The sequence below is a fragment of the Petrocella sp. genome (genome assembly GCF_059865615.1).
Map to the genome: position 1 here is coordinate 1 of NZ_JCBCDA010000074.1, position 19,944 is coordinate 19,944.

19 protein-coding genes, 5 tRNA genes, 1 rRNA gene and 1 other annotated feature are annotated in these 19,944 nt (G+C 36.9%); of the genes, 24 read left to right on the forward strand and 1 reads right to left on the reverse strand.

Annotated elements, in window-relative coordinates:
• The 18 genes from AC6F8J_RS08630 to dnaB all read left to right on the forward strand — a co-directional run.
• Positions 1-122, forward strand: a 23S ribosomal RNA gene (locus AC6F8J_RS08630); the annotation flags it as partial.
• 198 nt (positions 123-320) lie between these two features.
• Positions 321-392, forward strand: a tRNA-Asn gene (locus tag AC6F8J_RS08635).
• A gap of 207 nt (positions 393-599) precedes the next feature.
• Positions 600-671, forward strand: a tRNA-Glu gene (locus AC6F8J_RS08640).
• A gap of 108 nt (positions 672-779) precedes the next feature.
• A tRNA-Cys gene (locus tag AC6F8J_RS08645) sits at positions 780-850 on the forward strand.
• 9 nt (positions 851-859) lie between these two features.
• A tRNA-Met gene (locus AC6F8J_RS08650) sits at positions 860-933 on the forward strand.
• 167 nt (positions 934-1,100) lie between these two features.
• A complete protein-coding gene (locus AC6F8J_RS08655) occupies positions 1,101-2,246 on the forward strand; it encodes a 4Fe-4S dicluster domain-containing protein (protein WP_500722584.1) in 1,146 nt (381 codons plus the stop codon).
• 4 nt (positions 2,247-2,250) lie between these two features.
• Positions 2,251-3,255: an RnfABCDGE type electron transport complex subunit D gene (locus AC6F8J_RS08660; RefSeq protein WP_500722586.1), complete on the forward strand. Its 1,005-nt coding sequence runs from the start codon at positions 2,251-2,253 to the stop codon at positions 3,253-3,255.
• A gap of 12 nt (positions 3,256-3,267) precedes the next feature.
• Positions 3,268-3,843: an FMN-binding protein gene (locus tag AC6F8J_RS08665; protein WP_500722587.1), complete on the forward strand. Its 576-nt coding sequence runs from the start codon at positions 3,268-3,270 to the stop codon at positions 3,841-3,843.
• A 1-nt stretch (position 3,844) separates the two neighbouring features.
• On the forward strand, positions 3,845-4,474 hold the full coding sequence (locus AC6F8J_RS08670) for an Rnf-Nqr domain containing protein (RefSeq protein WP_500722589.1): 630 nt from the start codon (positions 3,845-3,847) through the stop codon (positions 4,472-4,474).
• Between the two features lie 15 nt (positions 4,475-4,489).
• Complete coding sequence (locus AC6F8J_RS08675; RefSeq protein ID WP_500722591.1) at positions 4,490-5,071, forward strand: Rnf-Nqr domain containing protein; 582 nt, start codon at positions 4,490-4,492, stop codon at positions 5,069-5,071.
• Between the two features lie 88 nt (positions 5,072-5,159).
• Positions 5,160-6,233: an FAD-binding oxidoreductase gene (locus AC6F8J_RS08680; protein ID WP_500722593.1), complete on the forward strand. Its 1,074-nt coding sequence runs from the start codon at positions 5,160-5,162 to the stop codon at positions 6,231-6,233.
• A 53-nt stretch (positions 6,234-6,286) separates the two neighbouring features.
• Positions 6,287-6,463, forward strand: a complete 177-nt coding sequence (locus tag AC6F8J_RS08685; RefSeq protein ID WP_500722595.1) for a DUF951 domain-containing protein — start codon at positions 6,287-6,289, stop codon at positions 6,461-6,463.
• A 149-nt stretch (positions 6,464-6,612) separates the two neighbouring features.
• On the forward strand, positions 6,613-6,900 hold the full coding sequence (gene rpsF, locus AC6F8J_RS08690) for a 30S ribosomal protein S6 (protein WP_275843128.1): 288 nt from the start codon (positions 6,613-6,615) through the stop codon (positions 6,898-6,900).
• 21 nt (positions 6,901-6,921) lie between these two features.
• The gene (locus tag AC6F8J_RS08695) at positions 6,922-7,368 is read left to right on the forward strand and encodes a single-stranded DNA-binding protein (RefSeq protein ID WP_500722597.1); all 447 of its coding nucleotides are present in this window, start codon (positions 6,922-6,924) and stop codon (positions 7,366-7,368) included.
• Between the two features lie 3 nt (positions 7,369-7,371).
• The gene (gene rpsR, locus AC6F8J_RS08700; RefSeq protein WP_125137077.1) at positions 7,372-7,632 is read left to right on the forward strand and encodes a 30S ribosomal protein S18; all 261 of its coding nucleotides are present in this window, start codon (positions 7,372-7,374) and stop codon (positions 7,630-7,632) included.
• A 179-nt stretch (positions 7,633-7,811) separates the two neighbouring features.
• Entirely contained in the window at positions 7,812-9,887 is a 2,076-nt protein-coding gene (locus tag AC6F8J_RS08705) for a GGDEF domain-containing protein (protein ID WP_500722599.1), read from the forward strand.
• Positions 9,884-10,330, forward strand: a complete 447-nt coding sequence (gene rplI, locus AC6F8J_RS08710) for a 50S ribosomal protein L9 (protein WP_275843131.1) — start codon at positions 9,884-9,886, stop codon at positions 10,328-10,330. Before AC6F8J_RS08705 ends, rplI begins: the two co-directional genes overlap by 4 nt.
• A 39-nt stretch (positions 10,331-10,369) precedes the next feature.
• Positions 10,370-11,695, forward strand: a complete 1,326-nt coding sequence (dnaB, locus tag AC6F8J_RS08715) for a replicative DNA helicase (RefSeq protein WP_500722601.1) — start codon at positions 10,370-10,372, stop codon at positions 11,693-11,695.
• 69 nt (positions 11,696-11,764) lie between these two features.
• Here the strand turns inward: dnaB and AC6F8J_RS08720 are convergent.
• Positions 11,765-11,837, reverse strand: a tRNA-Val gene (locus AC6F8J_RS08720).
• A 104-nt stretch (positions 11,838-11,941) separates the two neighbouring features.
• Here AC6F8J_RS08720 and AC6F8J_RS08725 point away from each other — a divergent pair.
• From AC6F8J_RS08725 to thrS, 6 genes are all read left to right on the forward strand, one after another.
• Positions 11,942-13,045 (forward strand): extracellular solute-binding protein, encoded by a 1,104-nt coding sequence (locus tag AC6F8J_RS08725; RefSeq protein ID WP_500722603.1) that lies wholly within the window; start codon positions 11,942-11,944, stop codon positions 13,043-13,045.
• A gap of 1 nt (position 13,046) precedes the next feature.
• The gene (locus AC6F8J_RS08730) at positions 13,047-14,789 is read left to right on the forward strand and encodes a histidine kinase (RefSeq protein WP_500722605.1); all 1,743 of its coding nucleotides are present in this window, start codon (positions 13,047-13,049) and stop codon (positions 14,787-14,789) included.
• On the forward strand, positions 14,786-15,592 hold the full coding sequence (locus AC6F8J_RS08735; protein ID WP_500722607.1) for a response regulator: 807 nt from the start codon (positions 14,786-14,788) through the stop codon (positions 15,590-15,592). Before AC6F8J_RS08730 ends, AC6F8J_RS08735 begins: the two co-directional genes overlap by 4 nt.
• Positions 15,593-15,804: 212 nt before the next feature.
• Positions 15,805-16,455, forward strand: a complete 651-nt coding sequence (locus AC6F8J_RS08740) for a DUF47 family protein (protein WP_275843770.1) — start codon at positions 15,805-15,807, stop codon at positions 16,453-16,455.
• Entirely contained in the window at positions 16,455-17,525 is a 1,071-nt protein-coding gene (locus AC6F8J_RS08745; protein WP_500722609.1) for an inorganic phosphate transporter, read from the forward strand. Before AC6F8J_RS08740 ends, AC6F8J_RS08745 begins: the two co-directional genes overlap by 1 nt.
• Before the next feature lie 210 nt (positions 17,526-17,735).
• Positions 17,736-17,930 (forward strand) — a binding site (T-box leader).
• 84 nt (positions 17,931-18,014) lie between these two features.
• Positions 18,015-19,901, forward strand: coding sequence for a threonine--tRNA ligase (thrS, locus tag AC6F8J_RS08750; RefSeq protein ID WP_500722611.1), 1,887 nt, complete (start codon positions 18,015-18,017; stop codon positions 19,899-19,901).
• Positions 19,902-19,944: the final 43 nt, after the last annotated feature.

Below are 19,944 nucleotides of genomic sequence, written 5' to 3' on the forward strand. Positions count from 1 at the left end.
ATAAGATATCTCATCCAGAAATGGAGTAAGACCCCTGGAAGACTAGCAGGTTGATAGGTTAGGGGTGTAAGCACGGTAACGTGTTCAGCTGACTAATACTAATAGGTCGAGGGCTTGAACTAAGAAAGTGATTATAAAGATTAGAGCTTAAGATTAAAATATGTGCATGTAAGAAACGATGTAAACAATCTCTTATGCGGTTTTCAGTCTTTGTAAATGAAGACAATAATCCTCGATGGCTCAATGCTAACGCAGTGGGCAATGAAGCGAACAAAGTGAGCGCACATTCATTGAGCTCATGAATATAGAAAAGACAATAATCCTCGATGGCTCAATGGTAGAGCATTCGGCTGTTAACCGAAGGGTTGCTGGTTCGAGTCCAGCTCGGGGAGTTACTATATAAAATAAGGTTACTGAATCTTATGAAGAAAAACATGACTGGAGTGTCTGTTTTTGTGAATTAGATGAAGTTAGCGCTTTTATATACTATATAAAATAAATTTAGTGAGTCTTAGGAGTAAAAACATGACCGAAGTGTCTGTTTTTACGAGTTAGAGGAAGTTAGCGCTTTTACAAGAAAGCGTAAAATAAAAACACAAGGCCCGTTGGTCAAGCGGTCAAGACACCGCCCTTTCACGGCGGTAACATGGGTTCGATTCCCATACGGGTCACTTAGAAGGATGACACGACCCAGGTTGTGTTTTTTGCTATATCGTCAAGCCAAAGCTTATAACTTGACAACAAAAAAGTAAGGCACTATAATGTAAGAGCATTATTATGGCGCCATAGCCAAGTGGTAAGGCAGAGGTCTGCAACACCTTCATCACCAGTTCAAATCTGGTTGGCGCCTTAAAAACAACGCGGAGTGGAGCAGTCTGGAAGCTCGTCGGGCTCATAACCCGAAGGTCAGAGGTTCAAATCCTCTCTCCGCAACTAGAAGAACATCTTTGATATTGGACTTGATCCAATGGCAGAGGTGTTTTTTGATTCTCTAAGAAAGTCATACCTAACAACTACTTATTAACTTTATCTTGATTATAGTGTATAATTATAAAACACAACGATATTAGATTTACAATGAATAATTAGGGAGGCCAAACATGAAGGTCACACATAAAAAATTTAACGGTGGGTACCGGTTTAAGAAGTTTGAAGGTCAACCTCAAGCAAAGGTCCTAGATTTTCTGCCAAGCTCTACGGTGGAGGTTGCTGTAGACGAGATTACCTATAGTGATAATATTATGGACTATCTTAAGTCATTTGGTTTGACATTAAGAAAGAGTATAGATCAAGCATTATCTGATGAGGGTGTGCATATTCAAAAAGATAGCATTAGTAAGATAGTTATTAATATGATCGAGGTCGAATCTTATGACTTTCCTATGGATATTTTCTTTGAGGAGGATAATGCAAATGACTTTATAGAAGGTCTAAAAGTCTTAAAAAATAAGTTGCCACAAGTTCAGATTCATCTTGTACTTTGTGAAAATCAACTTAAAAAGCATGAAACAAAAATATCAGAAATTATGAACCTACAAGGGGTACAAGTTACTACAGTAGTTGACAAATATCCCATTAATAAAAAGGAACTACTTATACCTATCTTATTGGATATGAAATACCCAATCGGTTATCCTTCGGCCAATATTGGCGTTATTATGATGGAACCATATATGATAACTCAGCTTTACGGTCTATATAGAGATAAAAAGCCGATAAACCATGCCATGGTGTCACTGGCCGGACCGGGATGGAAGGATAATCTGATACTTAAATTACCACTTGGAACCAAGGTGAAGGAAATAACCCAAGCCTATTTAAAAGAAGATTATTCAGTCCGCCTAATAAAAAACAGCCTTATGACAGGTCAGGTGTTTTCTATGGAGGATAAGATTGATAAAGGTACGTATCTTTTGATTGCCTTGCCCGAAGGTCTTAAGGATAGGCATGGCATCAATATTGGCCTACATGGACCGCTTAGAGCCTGCATATCATGTGGACAGTGTCAAAAGGTATGTCCTGTAGGCTTAATACCGCATTTGCTTCATAAACATGTTGAAAAAGGCTTGGTCAATGAACGTTTGGCTGACTTGAAAATTTTCAATTGTATTGAATGTAATCTATGTAATTATGGTTGTCCTTCGAAAATCGACTTGATTGGAAGCATTATTAAAGGTAAAGAACAACTTGAAGAAATTGAATTATCTCATAAAGACTATCAACTAAAAGGCATAAAGGAGGTATAATCAGATGGGAAAAAATGATAAAAACCTCACATTTAAACCGATAAAATTAACATTTGAATCTCTTTTTAAGGGATCTGATCAAGCATCATCTGGTAGTCCTCATATACGCAGCAACATCAACTTGAAGCACTTTATGTTAATCACTATGGTAGCGCTACTACCTTCTACCTTTGCAGCAATATATTATTATGGCATAAGGATGCTATACCTCATTGCTTTTACTTATCTCGTCGCTTTCCTTGTAGAATGGGCTTTTGCTATCTTTAGAAAAGAAGATATCAATGAAGGGATTCTAGTAACAGGTTTGATATTCCCTTTGACCCTACCACCAACGATACCATTTTGGATTGCCGGTGTTGGTATGGCATTTGGTGTTTTTTTTGGCAAGGAAGTTTTTGGGGGTACAGGCCGTAATATTTTTAACCCAGCATTAGTAGGAAGATTATTTATTACCATAGCCTTTCCTACCTATATGTCATCAATGTGGGTTAATCCAAGTACTCCGGATGCGGTTACGTCTGCAACACCACTTATTTTCTTAAAAGCCGATGAAGCCCTTCCTTTCACACTTTGGGATCTGCTGATAGGCACCGCTCCGGGATCTATTGGAGAAACCTTTAGAATGGGTATTATCATAGCCGGCTTATTTCTTATAGTAACCAGAGTCATTCATTGGAGAGTCCCAATTGTTTATTTAGGTACTGTTGTCGTTGCCTCATATTTTGGGCATCTTTTATTACCGAGTGAAGTGGTTCAACCCATCTATCAGCTTTTAACTGGTGGTCTGCTATTTGGTGCCTTTTTCATGGCCACGGATCCGGTCTCATCACCTTATACAAAATCAGGGCAAGTTGTTTATGGGATTGGACTTGGAATATTGACCATTGTCATAAGAAGCTTTTCAGGCTTTGCTGAAGGCGTCATGTTTGCTATTATACTTATGAATGCTTTTACACCTATGATTGATGCATATATAATTGATAAGAAATTCAAACCCCTATCGGAATAGGCAGGTGATAATATGAAAGAACAATTAAAGATGATTTTTTTTACGATTTTACTTGGTCTCGCATCATCGGGTATACTAGTAGGTATGGACGTGTATACAAGTGATATGATTATAGAAAATGAAGAGCTTGCTTTCAAAAAATCCGTTTTACAAGCATTTGAAATAAATTATGAAGCGTCAGAAATCATAGATGTTTTTAGTGAGAAAATAACAAGGATTGAAAAAAATGGCTATGATTTCTATGCGTCTGAGTCGGGTGCTGTTGGCTTTGAGTTTGAAGGATCAGGTCTATGGGGTCCGATAACTGGATTTTTGACGCTGGAAGAAGACCTTGTTACCATACAAGACATACAGATAATGGAGCAATCCGAAACACCGGGACTTGGAGGTATCATTGCCGAGGCGGATTATCTTGCAAAGTACAAAGGCAAAGTATTTGATCCTAATATTGTGGTGGTTAAGGCAAATGACGAAGAAAATGCAATTAACGAAGTCGATGCCATCACCGGTGCGACAGGAACAAGTAGAGCTTTTGAAATCCTTCTAAATGCAGAATATGATATAAAAAAGGAGGCTCTGGTGAATTAATATGAGACTAATAAGATTAAGATATACAAAATGGTATCAACTCTTAAGTAAAGGTATATTTAAAGATAACCCTATTTATGCCATGGCCCTAGGAATATGTTCTGCTCTGGCAGTCACCAATAGGGTTGAAAACGCCATCGCGATGGGACTTGGCGTAACATTTGTACTGATGGCAAGCTCTATGTCAACATCTCTTATACGTAAGTTCATACCTGTCAAGGTGCGTATGGTGACCTACATGGTTCTGATTTCAACCTTTGTTATTGCTTTTCAAGGATTCCTACAAGCTTATTTTTATGATTTAAGTAAGGCCTTAGGTGCTTATACAGGATTGATTATTACAAACTGCATCGTTATGGGTAGAGCAGAAGCCTTTGCTATAAAAAACCCTATACATTTTTCTGCCCTTGATGCACTGGCCAATGGCCTAGGGTATATGTTTACATTGATAGCCATATCCGTTGTTAGAGAGGTATTGGCTTTTGGAACGTTACTGGGTATACAAGTGGTTGGTGACGGTTTTGTAACTTGGACAGTTATGGCGATGGCACCTGGAGCATTTTTTGTTATGGCCATTTATATGTGGATCATGAGGACGATCGCAAAACTTGATACAACATCAGCATCATAGAAGGGGGACTATCTTATGGAAGGATTAATCAATATCTTTATGGCATCCGTATTAACTCATAATATTGCACTAACATATATACTGGGCATGTGCCCCTTAATTGCCATTTCGAAGAATCTAAAAACAGCAAAAGGAATGGGCGCTTCGGTCATTCTTGTCATAACCTTAACGGCAGCTATTAATTGGCCGATTTATCAATTGCTTAAGAATAATAATGCCGAGAGCATCAGTTTACTGGTGTTCATCATTACCATCGCTGCAACTGTCCAGTTTCTAGAGATTTTCTTAGATAAATACCTACCGACTTTGTACAATGCTTTTGGTATATTTCTTCCATTAATTACTGTAAACTGTGCCGTCCTTGCGGTTTCTTTATTTATGGTCAATAGAACCTTCGGTTTTTTTGAAACAGTATTTTTTGGTTTTGGTTCCGGTACGGGATGGGCTCTTGCTATAAGCATTATTGCTGCTATTAGGGAGAAGATGGCACTGGTTAGCAAAGTACCAGACGGTTTACAAGGCGCAGGGATTGTCATGATTATTGCAGGCATTATATCCCTTGGGTTCATGGGATTTATTGGTGTTGTTGGATTTTGACAGAAGAGATTAAAAAATATTATTACTGACATTTTTGACCCTTTAACCATTTTTAGTACTATCTAAAATCAGATTGTGAGGTATAGATATGAGTGTTCCGATTATTTTAGTGGCAACATTAACCATCATAGCGATTTTGATTGCATTAGTAGACGTTCTTCTAGGTAGCAAGGGAGAGAAAAAAATTATTATTAACGAACAAAAAACAATCCCAGTAAAAGGTGATAATACTTTGTTAAATCATTTATCGGCCAATAAGATTTTTATCCCTTCTGCATGTGGTGGTAAAGCGACTTGTGGACAATGTAAGGTCAAGGTGACTGAAGGTGGTGGAGAAACACTTGCTACCGAGATTGGACTATTAAGTATTCAAGAACGCAAGGATCAAGTAAGATTGTCTTGTCAATGTAAGGTCAAAGACGATATCAAAATTAGTATTCCGGAGTCGTTGTTAAATGCTCAGGAATTTAAGACAGAAGTTATGGGCATTGAAGACTTGACCCATGATATTAAATTGGTGCGATTTAAACTCATTCAACCGACAACCATTGATTTTAAGCCAGGTCAATATGCTCAGATTGAAGTACCCGGACTTGAAATACAAAGAGCCTATTCTATTGCCTCAAACCCAAAAGAAAAGGATTTTTTAGAATTGATTATACGGTTGGTTCCAAAAGGTGAGGCTACAACTTTTGTTCATAAGGCACTTGAAGTTGGCGATCGAATTCGACTGCTTGGACCCTTTGGTGGTTTTTTTCTCCAAGAGCATTCTGACAGAGATATAATATGTATAGCGGGTGGTTCGGGAAAAGCACCTATCCGGTCCATTTTATACTATTTAAGGGACCACGGGATGAACCGCAAAGTCAAATATTTCTTTGGTGCACGAACAACTAAAGACTTGTATTATACGGAAGATTTTCAAGAGTTAGCAAAAGAATTTCCGAATTTTCAGTATATTCCGGCATTATCAGAACCTACAGAAGAAGACGATTGGCAAGGTGAGGTTGGCTTAATAACAGATGTGGTTGATCGTCATAGTAAGAATCTTGAGGAGCACGAAGCTTATTTATGTGGATCACCGGGTATGATTGACGCTTGTTTTGCAGTATTAGAAAGAAATGGTATGCCATCAGAACATATTTATTGTGACAAATTTTAATTCAGGATATTGAATAATAGGAAAACAATCGATAGAACGATGTGAGGTGTATTATGGATATTAAAGTCGGACAAGTATTGCGTCTAAAAAAAGGGCACCCTTGTGGTTCTTTTGAGTGGGAAGTTCTCAGGACGGGTATTGATTTTAAACTCAAGTGCAAGGGCTGTGGTCATCTTGTAATGATATCAAGAGTCAAACTTGAAAAGAATATAAAAGAGATAAAAGATTGAATATATTCATTGCAAATAAGCCTTTAATATGGTATCATATATTCTTGTATGTGGACAGGGACACCTATCTGCAATTATATAATAATATCCTTGCTCATTATAGTCACGATGACTTAGGCGTGGGCCAAAGACCAGAAGGAGGTGCCAAGATGAATACTTATGAATTAGCATTAGTACTTAATGGCAAATTAGAAGAAGAAGCAAAGACTGAAGCCTTTGAAAAAGTAAAAGGTTATATCGAAAAATTTGGTGGTAACGTTGTCAATGTAGACGACTGGGGTAAGCGTAAATTAGCTTATGAGATCCAAAAAATGCGTGACGGTTTTTACTACTTCATTACTTTTGAAGCAACTTCAGAAGTGCCAGGTGAAGTAGAAAAGCGTATTCGTATTATGGAATCTATTTTACGTTTCTTAATCGTTAGCAAAGTAGCATAAAACAAAAAGGGGGTAACGACTATGAACAAAGTAATTCTTATGGGGAGACTTACAAGAGATCCTGAAGTTAGATATACTCAAGGTGCTGAACCTTTAGCGATTGCTAGATATTCTCTAGCGGTCAACAAACGTTTCAAAAAAGAGGGACAGCCGGACGCAGATTTTATTAATATTGTGGCTTTTGGTCGCGAAGGTGAATTTGCCGAAAAATATTTTAAAAAAGGACAAATGGTTTCCATAGTAGGAAGACTTCAGACAGGTTCCTATACAGACAAAGACGGTGTTAAGAAATATACAACGGACGTTGTCATAGAAGAGCAACACTTTGCAGAAAGCAAGCGTTCTTATGAAGAGCATGCGACAGCAAGTGGTAGTCAGGACGGTTCTAGCGTTAAAGCACCCACAAACAATCAATCAGAAGGATTTGTAGCAATTGATAATTTTGATGATGACGATCTACCATTCTAATCGATATTACTAAGCAAAGGAGGTAAGCTTGTGGCTTTCCAAAAAAAGAGATTTAAAAGAAAAAGACGTGTATGTGTTTTCTGTGAAGAAAAACAAAACACAATGAACTATAAAGATGTTAATAAACTAAGAAGATTTGTATCTGAGAGAGGTAAAATACTTCCTAGAAGAATCACAGGAAACTGTGCTAAACATCAAAGAGCTGTAACGATTGCAATCAAACAATCAAGACATGTATCCTTGATGCCTTATACTTTAGATTAATATTTTGGGCTTTTCATGACTTAGGTTGTGAGAAGCTCTTTCTATTTATTTATAAGCAAAACACAATAAAGTTCTTATCATAATGTAAAGTTGAGTTATGAAGTATTAGATGATATAATATCTAAGTGTCTAAATGCTTAATTAATAGCATGTGGTTATAGTTGAAAGAGGTAGACAATATGAATCAAAAGAAGCAAGTGGCTTTCAACCAGCGCATTCAGAAGTTTTTTATGTGGCCTTTATTTTATATGGTTGTCATAACGTTTATGACCATTGTTATGTTGATTATTGAAAAAAGTATGGGTATCTTTTTTATTATATTATTGATGATTGCCGGTGTGACAGGCTACTTCATGAATAGAATAACCAAAAAGCATTTGATGAGTGAAGTTATTAATTTTGCCCTCAGCTTTTCGGGTGTTCAAAAAGACTACCTTGACAAATTAGAACTACCAAATGTTATTTTAGATCCGGAAGCAAAAATTCGTTGGTGTAATGAAGCTTTCAACATATTAGTGGGTACCATGGAAGATGTAGATGAAAGTAAAATTATCGAAATGAACATCAATGATATTATTCCCAGTCTGAATAGGGAAATGCTCCCTTCTGAAATGGAAGGACAGATAGAAAAAGTATTTGAAATCGGTGAACGTCATTATAGGGTTATAGCCAAGCATATGCGTATAGAGATGCATTCTAAGGAGTTGGATCTTGTTAACCTTACAGAAGATGAAGAACAGTTGCTTTATACGCTTTACTTTTTTGACATCACAAAAGAACGTATGCTTGCGCAAAAAAATATTGATCAAAAGACGGTTGCGGCTCTTATTTACATTGACAATTACGAGGAAGTTTTAAGCAGTATCGAAGATGTTAGGCGGCCTTTGTTGGTAGCGTTGATTGATCGAAATCTGAGTAAATTCGCTAATAAAATAGATGGTGTTCTGAAGAAATTCGAAAAAGACCAATATATTCTAGTCTTTCAGCAAAAATATATGGAAGAATTAAGAAGTAATAAATTCAGTATACTGGATGAAATACGTAGTATTAATATAGGGAACGAGCTACCTGTAACCATGAGTATGGGGGTTGGAATTAATGAATTTTCTTATATCCAGTCCGTAGAATTTGGAAGAATGGCTTTAGATCTTGCTCTAGGTAGGGGTGGTGACCAGGCCGTTGTTAAGAAAAATGACAAATTTTCTTTTTATGGAGGCAAAACCCGAGGTGTTGAAAAAAGCACACGTGTAAAGGCAAGAATTAAGGCATATGCTTTTAGAGAACTGATTGAAGAAAGTGACCGCCTTATTATAATGGGTCATAAACGTCAGGATTTGGATTCGTTGGGTGCGGCGGTAGGTATTTATGCCTGCGCCAAATTACTGGATAAGCCGGCTAATATTGTGATTAATGATGTGACTTCATCCGTAAAAACCCTTCATACTCAGCTCGTTGAAAATAACCATTATCCCAAGAATCTATTTGTAACTGGACAAGAAGCCATTAGCTACATAAAAGAAAAAACATTATTGGTAGTTGTGGATGTTAACCGACCATCTTATACAGAGCACATGGAGCTTTTAGATTATTTTAAGAATATTGTTGTCTTTGATCACCATAGGGTTAGTTCTGAACCCATAGAAAATCCGGTGTTGAGTTATATTGAATCCTATGCATCCTCCACATGTGAAATGGTGACAGAGATTCTAAGGTATATATCCGACAAAGTCAAATTAGAACCCATTGAAGCAGACGCTTTATTTGCGGGGATTACTGTTGACACCAAAAACTTTGTTATAAAAACGGGTGTTAAGACCTTTGAAGCAGCAGCATTTCTTAAGAGAAGTGGTGCAGATGTTATTCGGGTTAGAGGCTTCTTTAAAAATGATATGGCCTCTTATAAGGCCAAGGCTACAGCCGTCAGAGACTGCCAGATTTATAGCGACCATATGGCCATATCGGTCTGTCCTTCAGATGTCGAGAACCCGTCCCTAGTAGCAGCACAGGCTGCTGACGAACTGCTGAATATATCAGATATCAAAGCATCTTTTGTATTGTCCGATATTGAAGGTACTATTTATATCAGTGCAAGATCTTATGACAGTATTAATGTACAACTTATTATGGAAAAACTTGGTGGTGGTGGTCATCTTAGTGTGGCAGGTGCCCAAATTCCAGATGAAACCATAGAAGGTGTTATCCTGAAATTGAAGGAAACATTGGATAATTATACAGAGGAAGGTGAAACAACATGAAAGTAGTATTATTAGAAGACGTAAAAAAAGTGGGTAAAAAAGGTGACATCGTAGAGGTCAGTGATGGTTATGGTAGAAACTATTTAATAGCAAGAAAACTAGGAAAAGAAGCGACCAATGCGGCCATCAATGATGTCAAGTTAAAAAAAGCTACAGAAGCCAGAAAAAGGGAAGATGAACTAAATGAAGCCAAAGAATTGGGTGTCAAAATAAAAGCATCTTCGATAACACTGGCTATAAAAGCCGGTGAAGGCGGCAAAACCTTTGGATCGGTATCGACAAAAGAAATCGCCAAGGGTATTTCTGAGCAACTAGGTATTGAAGTCGACAAGAAAAAAATGGTACTAGATGAACCAATTAAATCACTTGGCACCCATATTATTAAGATTAAGCTTCATCCAAAAGTAACAACAGAATTATCGGTTAAAGTTGAAGGAGAATAGTCCGTATCATTTAGAAGCGGATAAAACGGGGTGACCTATATGGAAGACATAGTAAAACGTATACCACCACAAAGCTTAGAGGCAGAGCAATCAGTTATCGGTTCTATGATTATGGACCGAGAGGCTATAGAAACAGTTAAAGATACAATAACAGAGGATGATTTCTATCATCCTGATTTAAAATTCATATATGAAGCCATGGTCATCTTGTACAATAAAAATAAACCAGTCGACTTGGTCACCCTACAATCACAATTACAAGATCAGAAGGTTTTAGATCAGATAGGTGGTATTGAATACTTGTCGAAATTGGCAATGGCTGTTCCGACCTCTGCTCATGCGAAGCACTATGCCATGATTGTTAAGGAAAAATCAACCCTTAGAAAGGTGATTAAAGCCAGCCAAGAGATTACAGCAGATGCCTATGACGGTACAGTATCTATTGAAAATGTTTTAAATGGCGCTGAAGAAAGAATTTTTAACATTGTTCAGAAAAATGATTCGGGAGAATTCACACCGATTGCCCAGTTGGTTAATCCAATGTTGAATAAATTGGAGATGTTGACAAAGAACAAAGGCAAGGTGACAGGTGTTTCTTCAGGATTCTTAGACTTAGATTATCGTACAGCCGGCTTTCAACCTTCTGATTTAGTACTGATTGCAGCAAGACCCTCCATGGGCAAGACAGCTTTTGCCCTAAATCTAATTCAACATGCAGCCATCAAAGACGGAAAAGTAGCAGCTATGTTTAGCCTCGAGATGTCCAAAGACCAGTTGCTCAACCGTATGGTTTGTTCAGAAGCCATGGTAGATGCACAAAAAGTCAGGACCGGTGATCTTGAAGATGAAGACTGGGCAAAAATATCTATGGGTGCGGTCATCTTAGCAGATGCGCCAATCTATATAGATGATACTCCGGGTATTACCATATCAGAAGTCAGGGCAAAATGTCGTAAGTTAAAAATGGAAAAAGGCTTAGACTTGATTATGATTGACTACTTGCAGCTCATGAGTGGATCTGGGAAGACGCAGTCAAGAGAGCAAGAAATATCAGAAATCTCAAGGGGATTAAAAGCCCTTGCAAGAGAAATGAGTGCACCTGTCATCGCCCTATCACAGTTATCGCGTGCTTGTGAGTCCAGAGCAGATCATAGGCCTATGTTATCCGATCTTAGAGAATCAGGTGCCATCGAACAAGATGCCGATGTGGTGATGTTTTTATATAGGGATGAGTACTATCATCCTGAATCAGAGCTTAAGAATCAAGCTGAGTTGATTATTGCCAAACAACGGAATGGTCCGACAGGAACCGTTAATCTAGTTTGGATTGAACAATATACAAAATTTAAGAATATGGCACAATAGTATGAAGGATATCCCATATATATAGGAGTAAATAAAAACAGAACCGTCATTACGGTTCTGTTCTGTTAGTGCATGGTAAGGGACTCGAACCCATGACTTCTTCCACGTCAAGGAAACACTCTACCAGCTGAGTTAACCACGCCTATGCAATTAATTTACCAAGTTTTCACCTAAATGTAAAGCATATTTTGAAAATAATTAAAAAACTTTTCAGCAATCATAAACACATAAAGGTGGTATATATAAATGGATCAAAAAACAGAAGTAATAAATACGGGAAAAAAGTGGAAACCATACTTAAGAAACAGTAGATATTGGATTCTTGTATTGATTGTCATCGCCTTCTTAATCATTCTAATCAGATTGCCGAATAAAGGCGTCCTATCATTAATGCAAAAAGAGCCGGAACAACATCTTCTAAAAATCAACAGTCCTTTAAATGAAAGAATCATTATTCCAATAATAAAAGAATTTCAAGAGACAACAGGCATACAGGTGGAGTACCTTTCGGCAGGTACCATGGATTTACTAGAAGTCTTAGACCATAAAGAGGAAAGATATTTAATGGATATCATGTGGGGTGGAAGTAAAGAGTACTTAAACATCTATAAAGACTTATTTGAGCCTTATACCTCCATCTATGACCATGAGATCCATCAAAGTTATAATGACGAAGAAAACTATTTTTTGGGTTACAATCTTTTGCCCATTGTATTGATATATAATACCAAACTTGTCACACCTGAAGAGGCACCGAAAACTTGGGTGGATGTTCTTAATCCAAAATGGAAAGGCAAGTTGGCATTTGTAGACCCAAGTACTTCAGGGTCTGCCTTTATCGCTTTATCTTTTATTTTAAATATCAACCAAACAGGTTCCGATTATAACTGGAAAAACACAGAAAAACTACTGGACAATCTAAACGGAAAAATATTGGCAAAGTCTTCAGAAGTATATGAAGGCGTTGCCAATGGTGACTTTGCAATTGGAATAACCATGGAGGAAGCGGCTATACTATATATTAATAGAGGTGAAGATGTTGGTATAGTTTATCTTGAGGAAGGCACACCTGTAATAACCGATTCTATCGCTCTTATGAAAGACGCTAAAAACAAAGAAGAAGCAAAAGCATTTATTGATTTTGTATTAAGCAAAAATGTACAGACCTATATGGTGGATCAATTCTATTTACGTTCCATCAGGGAAGATGTCGATGTACCGATGGGTCTAAGGCCTATGGATGAATTGAATATTTTTGATGCAAGTAAGTTGGATACATATAAAAAGAAGGCCGATGTATTAAAAAACTGGCAGGACATGATCATCATGAGGGCACAGGAAGGTGAATAGGATGAAGCAGACCAGAATACCACTTTTTTATAAACTGTTTGCCACTTTTATATTGTGTAGTACGATTCCCTTATTGATAATTAGTGGTTTGATGTATGGCCTGTCTGTAAATTTTCTCAATAAAACCATATATGATCAAACATATACAAATATTGAAGTGGCACATCAGAGAATTAATGATAAGATCGTTGAATATGAAGGCATCATTCAAGGTATTTTGAATAAAGAAGATATTGTTTTAGCCATATCTACAGAAAAGGATTATGAAGTTCACGAAAACACAATCTATGAAATCATATATGAAGCACTGATTGAACAAAACATTAAGCCGGTCGTACATATAACAAATATATCTGGTAGTATTATTTTTTCGACAACACCAATTCCGGAAGTCTATGAAATTGAATTGAAAAACAAATGGGGTATTTTCAGAGAAATTAACAAAAAAACCAATCGTACGGTCATTTACCCACAGAAAATCACATATTTACCGGGTAGAAGAAGTATTGTCAGTTTAGGTACTCAGATTATTAATCATGAAGGTGAACATGTTGGCTATATCTTAATTGATGTTCCAAGAGAAGTGATTCTGGAAGAAATGAAAGCAGTTTATTCAGGCTTATCATTACATTTGGTCCTATTAGATGACAACGCTTATACATTGTTAGATACTGAAAATCCCAACATGGAAGGGAAATTTCAAAGATCCTCTTACTTGGATTATCAAAAGAATTTGGAATATAAAAGTATCAAAGAAGAAATAGAAAAAGACAGCTTTTTGGTTATAGAATTTAAAGATGAACAATTAGGAACCACAACCATTGCAAATGTTTCATCAAATGTTTTCCAGTCTTTCAATCGAATACTTGGACTCATACTATTGATTGGCGCTATTGTAAGCTTAAGTATATCCTTAATTATATCTTATGTATTAGCGAGGTTTATATCTCATCCGATTAAGGACCTGATTAGTATTATGGGCAAGGTTGAAGAAGGTACTTTCTCTATTAAAGCTAATTTAAGAAGCAACGATGAGATTGGAGATCTTGCCAAATACTTCAATCAGATGCTAGATAGACTAAATACATATATGAATAAGGTTGTAGAAAAGCAACAACAGCTTAGAACCACTGAAATTAAAATGTTACAAGCCCAAGTAAATCCACACTTTATTTACAACACGTTGGATGTCATTAAATGGAGTGCCAAGCTGGGTCAAAAAAGTGAAGTGGTAAGCGTTGTCACCAATTTGGCCAAAATACTTAGGAATAGCATCGATTGTGATGAAGAATTTGTTAGTGTCAAGAGGAGCATTAGCTTTATTGATAGTTATTTAGCTATACAGAAAATAAAATACAACAATGCTTTTAAAGTTATAAGAAATATTGATCATACCATCTTAGAATGTAAAGTGCCAAGACTTATTATTCAACCTTTTGTCGAAAACGCAATCGTACACGGACTAAGCAACCATTCCGGCAATGGAGAAATAAGTATAAACGGATTTGTTAAGGCAGGGATTATTGAATTTCAGATTATAGATAATGGCATCGGCATGACAGATGAAGAGATTAAAAAAGTATTCGATAACAAGTCGGATCAGCACATAGGTATTCATAATGTGGATCAAAGAATTAAGCTTTATTACGGAGAAGGTTATGGTGTTCATATAGAAAGCCAAAAATATAAAGGTACAAAGGTAGCCATAACAGTGCCCTATTTGTATGAAGGAGAAGTCTTATGATTGGAATTGTAATAATTGAAGATGAAGCATATATTAGAAAAGGTATGGTTCTTACCACACCCTGGGAGGAATTTGGTTGTGAAGTTATTGGTGAAGCTAAGGATGGCATAGAAGGTTATAATCTTATAAAAAAGCTCAAGCCGGATATTGTCATAACGGATGTTAGTATGCCTGTTATGGATGGTATCGAGATGATTAGAAAACTAGAGGATGAACTAGAAACGGAGTTTATCATCATATCTGGTTTCGATGATTTTAATTATGCTCAACAGGCCATAAAACTCGGCGTTAAGGATTATCTGTTAAAGCCCATTGATGACGATGACTTTTATTTTACATTACAGAAAATAGTCAAAGTCATAGAAGAACGAAGAGAACAGATTAAGCAACTGGATAGACAAGTCCTAATTGAGGAAGGTAAAACCTTGCTGCTTAATGAAGAAAACTATGATAATAACTACGATGGAAGAAAAAGGTATGTTACAAAAGCGGTTAAATGGATTGAAGAACATTATCATGAAGGTATTGCTATTAGCGAGGTGGCAGAAGCCTTAGATATTAGTGAAAGTTATTTGAGTAGGTTGTTTAAAAAATATAAAGATTACACCTTTGTGGAATTCTTAACAGACTATCGGCTTAAAATGGCGATAGAACTTCTAAGAGATCATACCATAAAGGTATATGAAGTTTCTGAAAAAGTGGGTTATAATGATCCCAAATACTTTAGTATATTATTTAAGAAAAAAATGGGCGTAACACCGATGGAGTTTAAGAACAATCTATCTGATGAAACAAGAGGGTAAGTGATTTATGAATAAAATTTATGAAAAATATAATAGAAACAAGAAAAATATAGACAAAAACACCGGAAATATCTAAAGAGATGAAGTGAGTTCATATTATTCAACAAAAAAACAGGATAGTTAATTGATGTATTTATTAAAAAGCTATATAGTCTCTATATAGCTTTTTAAATTAGTACGTGCTTTGAACATGTGCAAGGAAGGAGAAATCAATGAATATATTTCAAGACAGAAACAGAGAGTTAGAGCTTGAGATTGATTTATATCTCAACTGTCTTCAAAAAGGCGCTATGACTTTTTATGAGGGAATCAAAGACTATATGACCAATAATTGCCAACAATTTGAAGAGCGTGTCAAAGTTGTTGTAGAACAGGAAAGCGAAGCAGATGAACATCTAAAGAACCTAAAATTCATCTTATACAGATATAATTTGGTGCCGGATCTTAGCGCAGATATCTTAGAGCTTATGGATTCTATGGATGACATTGGTGATATTTCTAAACAAATGCTCTTAGACCTACAAGTTGAGCAACCTAAAATAGAAGAAGACTTTAAAGAAGACTTCATTCTAATTGCAAAAACCTCACGTAAAGCAGTAGAAACACTTATTCGAGGGGTCAGAGTTTATTTTACCGAATATAAAACCATAGAAGACTATATTAGTAAAGTTTATTTCTATGAATCGGAAGTCGATAAACTAGAGCATAAACTAAAAATCAAAATATTTGCAGATAAAGATCATTTAAAACTAAGTGAAAAAATGCACCAACGCTATTTTGCACAAAAAACAGCAAGACTTTCCGATATAGCAGAAGAAATGGCGATAAAACTATCCGTATTTAGATTTAAGCGAGGTATATAATGGATGTGATGAACTTTACACTTTCGACAATCATATTCTTATCTGCAGGATTATTTATGGGTTGGTCCCTTGGCGGGAATGATGCAGCAAATATTTTTGGAACGGCTGTCGGCACCAGAATGGTTAAGTTCACAACAGCAGCCATCATCTGTAGCATATTTGTCACCCTAGGTGCCGTCTTAAGCGGAACAGGCGCATCCCATACCCTTGGACAACTGGGGGCTATTAACGCCATCGGCGGTTCCTTTGCCGTATCGGCTTCGGCGGCTTTTACTGTCATGGTAATGACCGGGAAAGGCTTGCCCGTATCGACCTCACAAGCTGTAGTAGGCGCCATTATTGGTTGGAATATATTTGGTGGTATAAAAACAGATATGGCAGTGGTATATAAGATTGTCAGCACATGGATTTTCACACCGATTTTAGCAGCATTTTTTGCAGTCATCTTTTATTGGATCACCAAATACATTGTAGAACACACCAAAATACATATCGTCAAAATGGATAAATATACAAGATACGCTTTAATGATCGCCGGTGCCTTTGGTGCCTATAGTTTAGGCGCTAACAATATTGCCAATGTCATGGGTGTCTTTATAAACGTATCCCCCTTTAAAATCATAAGGTTATCTGACAACCTATTCATAACCAGTACCCAACAGCTTTTCTTTCTAGGTGCCCTGGCCATATCTCTTGGTGTATACACTTACTCCAAAAAAGTCATGTTAACTGTAGGAAAAAGCATCTTTAAGCTTTCACCAATCAGTGCCTTTATCGTCGTTTTAGCGACGTCCACAGTTTTATTTTTATTTTCCTCAGAGCCATTAAGCATTTGGCTAACATCAAGAAATCTGCCTGCGTTTCCACTTGTGCCTGTATCCCAGTCTCAAGCCGTAGTAGGCGCAATCATGGGTATTGGATTGGCAAAAGGCGGTCGAAATATTAATTTAAAGGAGCTTGGAAGAATAGGCTCAGGATGGATCATGACACCCCTCATATCCATGATGATCTCTTTGATATCATTATATGTTCTTCAAAACGTATTTATGCAAACAGTCATAAATTATTAACTTACGCCCTCCTTAGGATTAAATAGCCCTACTCTTTAATCCTCCCAAAAGATAAAATTAATAAAAAGGACTTTGTAAGCCAATTGTAGCAGATGGTGTGCAAAGTTCTTTTTATTAATTTGCGAAACAGATTTCAAAGATTTTTGAGGAAACGAACCATAATATATTGACATATGAGCGTCTTCTGTTATAATTATGCTATTACATAGGAATAAATCGTTGAAGAGACGAGTAGAATGAAGTACGGATTAACAGAAAGAAAATCATTGCTGAGAGATTTTTATTCCAATTCATTTGAAGACTACCTCTAAGAGATTCTAATACAATCCGTTGACTACGTTATCGTCGAATGAAGTGATAGGAAACTATTATTAGGGTGGAACCACGGGTTGACTCGTCCCTTGCGATGCAAGTGATGGGTCTTTTTTTAATTCAAAATAACAGGGTAAAGATATGCTTTATGTTGGTTTAAGAAAACAGGAGGAAAAAATGATTATAACATTAAAAGATGGTAATACATTAGAGTTTGAACAAAAAGTAAGTGTATTGGATATAGCAAAAACCATTAGCGAAGGTTTAGCAAGACAAGCTTTGGTCGGTGAAGTTAATGGTGCGATAGCGGACTTGAGAGACGAGGTAAGCGAAGATGCTCATGTTAATATACTTACCTTTAATGACAAAGCCGGTAAAAAAGCTTTTTGGCATTCAGCATCACATTTGCTGGCTCATGCTGTAAAAAGACTGTACCCAGAAACCAAACTGGCCATAGGTCCGGCAATTGACAATGGATACTACTACGATCTGGACCGTGAAATACCTTTTTCAGTGGAAGAATTGGCACTCATTGAAGGCGAGATGAAGAAAATCGCATCTGAGAACTTGGAAATAAACAGATTCGAATTATCAAGAGAAGCGGCTATTGAACTCATGAAGGAGAAATCCGAAGACTATAAAGTTGAGTTGATTCAGGATTTGCCGGAGGATGCTAAGATCTCCTTCTACCAACAAGGTGATTTTGTTGATTTGTGCGCGGGTCCTCACATTATTAGAACCAAAGATATCAAAGCCTTTAAACTAACCAGTGTTGCAGGTGCCTATTGGCGTGGATCAGAAGATAACAAGATGCTGACCAGAATCTATGGTACAGCATTTCCAAAAGCGAAGGATCTAAAGGAATATCTGGATATGCTTGAAGAGGCTAAGAAAAGAGACCATCGTAAACTGGGCAAAGAACTTGAGCTTTTCACAATGTATGATGAAGGACCAGGATTCCCCGTATTCTTAAACAAAGGTATTATTCTAAAGGACCTATTGATTAAATACTGGAAAGAAATACACAAGAAGAACGGTTATGAAGAAGTGTCAACGCCGATTATCCTAAACAAAAGCCTATGGGAAACTTCAGGGCATTGGGATCATTATAGGGATAATATGTATACAACACAAATAGATGATGAAGATTTTGCAGTTAAGCCCATGAACTGTCCCGGAGGCATGTTGGCTTTTAAGACAAAGCAACATTCTTATAGAGATCTGCCTCTTAGAATGGGCGAATTAGGTCTGGTACACCGTCATGAAATGAGTGGCGCTCTACATGGTCTTATGCGAGTGCGAAGCTTCACCCAAGATGATGCCCATATTTTCATGACAAGATCACAGGTCACGGAAGAAATTATAAATGTTATTAATCTTATTGATGAAGTCTATGCCAAATTCGGTTTCAGTTACCATGTGGAACTATCCACTAAGCCGGAAGGTAGTATTGGTGTACAAGAGGATTGGGATATGGCAGAAGCATCCTTAAAAGAAGCCTTAGATCAAAAAGGTATGGAATATATTTTGAATGAAGGCGATGGGGCCTTCTATGGTCCCAAGATAGACTTTCATTTAAGAGACTGTATAGGACGTACTTGGCAATGTGGCACCATTCAGCTCGACTTCCAACTGCCTCAGAGATTTGAACTTGAGTATATTGAACATGACAACTCCAAACAAAGACCCATCATGTTACACCGTGTTGTTTATGGATCTATCGAACGCTTTATTGGAATCTTAATCGAACACTTTGCCGGTGCATTCCCATATTGGTTAGCACCGGTTCAAGTAAAAGTACTACCAATATCACCGGAATTTGATGATTACGCCAAAGAAGTCATGGCCAAACTCGATGAGCAAGGCGTTCGTGTAGAAGGTGACCTTAGAAACGAACGTATCGGCTACAAGATCCGAGAAGGTGGCATGGAGAAAATCCCATTCCTATTAATCGTAGGCGAGAATGAGCGAAACGCAAAATCCGTCTCCATACGACCCTTTGGTCAACAGAAAAATGACGAAATGTCCTTAGTAGACTTCATCGAAAAAGTCAAAGAACTATAAAAAAGGTTAAAGTGTCAAACTCAGTCTGACACTTTAACCATAA

Bases quoted from the DNA above. Each gene is read 5' to 3' on its own strand.
- AC6F8J_RS08735 (WP_500722607.1), top strand. From the start codon at position 14,786: ATGATTGGAATTGTAATAATTGAAGATGAAGCATATATTAGAAAAGGT.
- rplI (WP_275843131.1), top strand. From the start codon at position 9,884: ATGAAAGTAGTATTATTAGAAGACGTAAAAAAAGTGGGTAAAAAAGGT.
- AC6F8J_RS08665 (WP_500722587.1), top strand. From the start codon at position 3,268: ATGAAAGAACAATTAAAGATGATTTTTTTTACGATTTTACTTGGTCTC.
- AC6F8J_RS08725 (WP_500722603.1), top strand. From the start codon at position 11,942: ATGGATCAAAAAACAGAAGTAATAAATACGGGAAAAAAGTGGAAACCA.
- rpsF (WP_275843128.1), top strand. From the start codon at position 6,613: ATGAATACTTATGAATTAGCATTAGTACTTAATGGCAAATTAGAAGAA.
- AC6F8J_RS08745 (WP_500722609.1), top strand. From the start codon at position 16,455: ATGGATGTGATGAACTTTACACTTTCGACAATCATATTCTTATCTGCA.
- AC6F8J_RS08680 (WP_500722593.1), top strand. From the start codon at position 5,160: ATGAGTGTTCCGATTATTTTAGTGGCAACATTAACCATCATAGCGATT.
- dnaB (WP_500722601.1), top strand. From the start codon at position 10,370: ATGGAAGACATAGTAAAACGTATACCACCACAAAGCTTAGAGGCAGAG.
- AC6F8J_RS08705 (WP_500722599.1), top strand. From the start codon at position 7,812: ATGAATCAAAAGAAGCAAGTGGCTTTCAACCAGCGCATTCAGAAGTTT.
- AC6F8J_RS08670 (WP_500722589.1), top strand. From the start codon at position 3,845: ATGAGACTAATAAGATTAAGATATACAAAATGGTATCAACTCTTAAGT.
- AC6F8J_RS08740 (WP_275843770.1), top strand. From the start codon at position 15,805: ATGAATATATTTCAAGACAGAAACAGAGAGTTAGAGCTTGAGATTGAT.
- AC6F8J_RS08685 (WP_500722595.1), top strand. From the start codon at position 6,287: ATGGATATTAAAGTCGGACAAGTATTGCGTCTAAAAAAAGGGCACCCT.
- thrS (WP_500722611.1), top strand. From the start codon at position 18,015: ATGATTATAACATTAAAAGATGGTAATACATTAGAGTTTGAACAAAAA.
- AC6F8J_RS08655 (WP_500722584.1), top strand. From the start codon at position 1,101: ATGAAGGTCACACATAAAAAATTTAACGGTGGGTACCGGTTTAAGAAG.
- AC6F8J_RS08730 (WP_500722605.1), top strand. From the start codon at position 13,047: ATGAAGCAGACCAGAATACCACTTTTTTATAAACTGTTTGCCACTTTT.
- AC6F8J_RS08675 (WP_500722591.1), top strand. From the start codon at position 4,490: ATGGAAGGATTAATCAATATCTTTATGGCATCCGTATTAACTCATAAT.
- AC6F8J_RS08695 (WP_500722597.1), top strand. From the start codon at position 6,922: ATGAACAAAGTAATTCTTATGGGGAGACTTACAAGAGATCCTGAAGTT.
- AC6F8J_RS08660 (WP_500722586.1), top strand. From the start codon at position 2,251: ATGGGAAAAAATGATAAAAACCTCACATTTAAACCGATAAAATTAACA.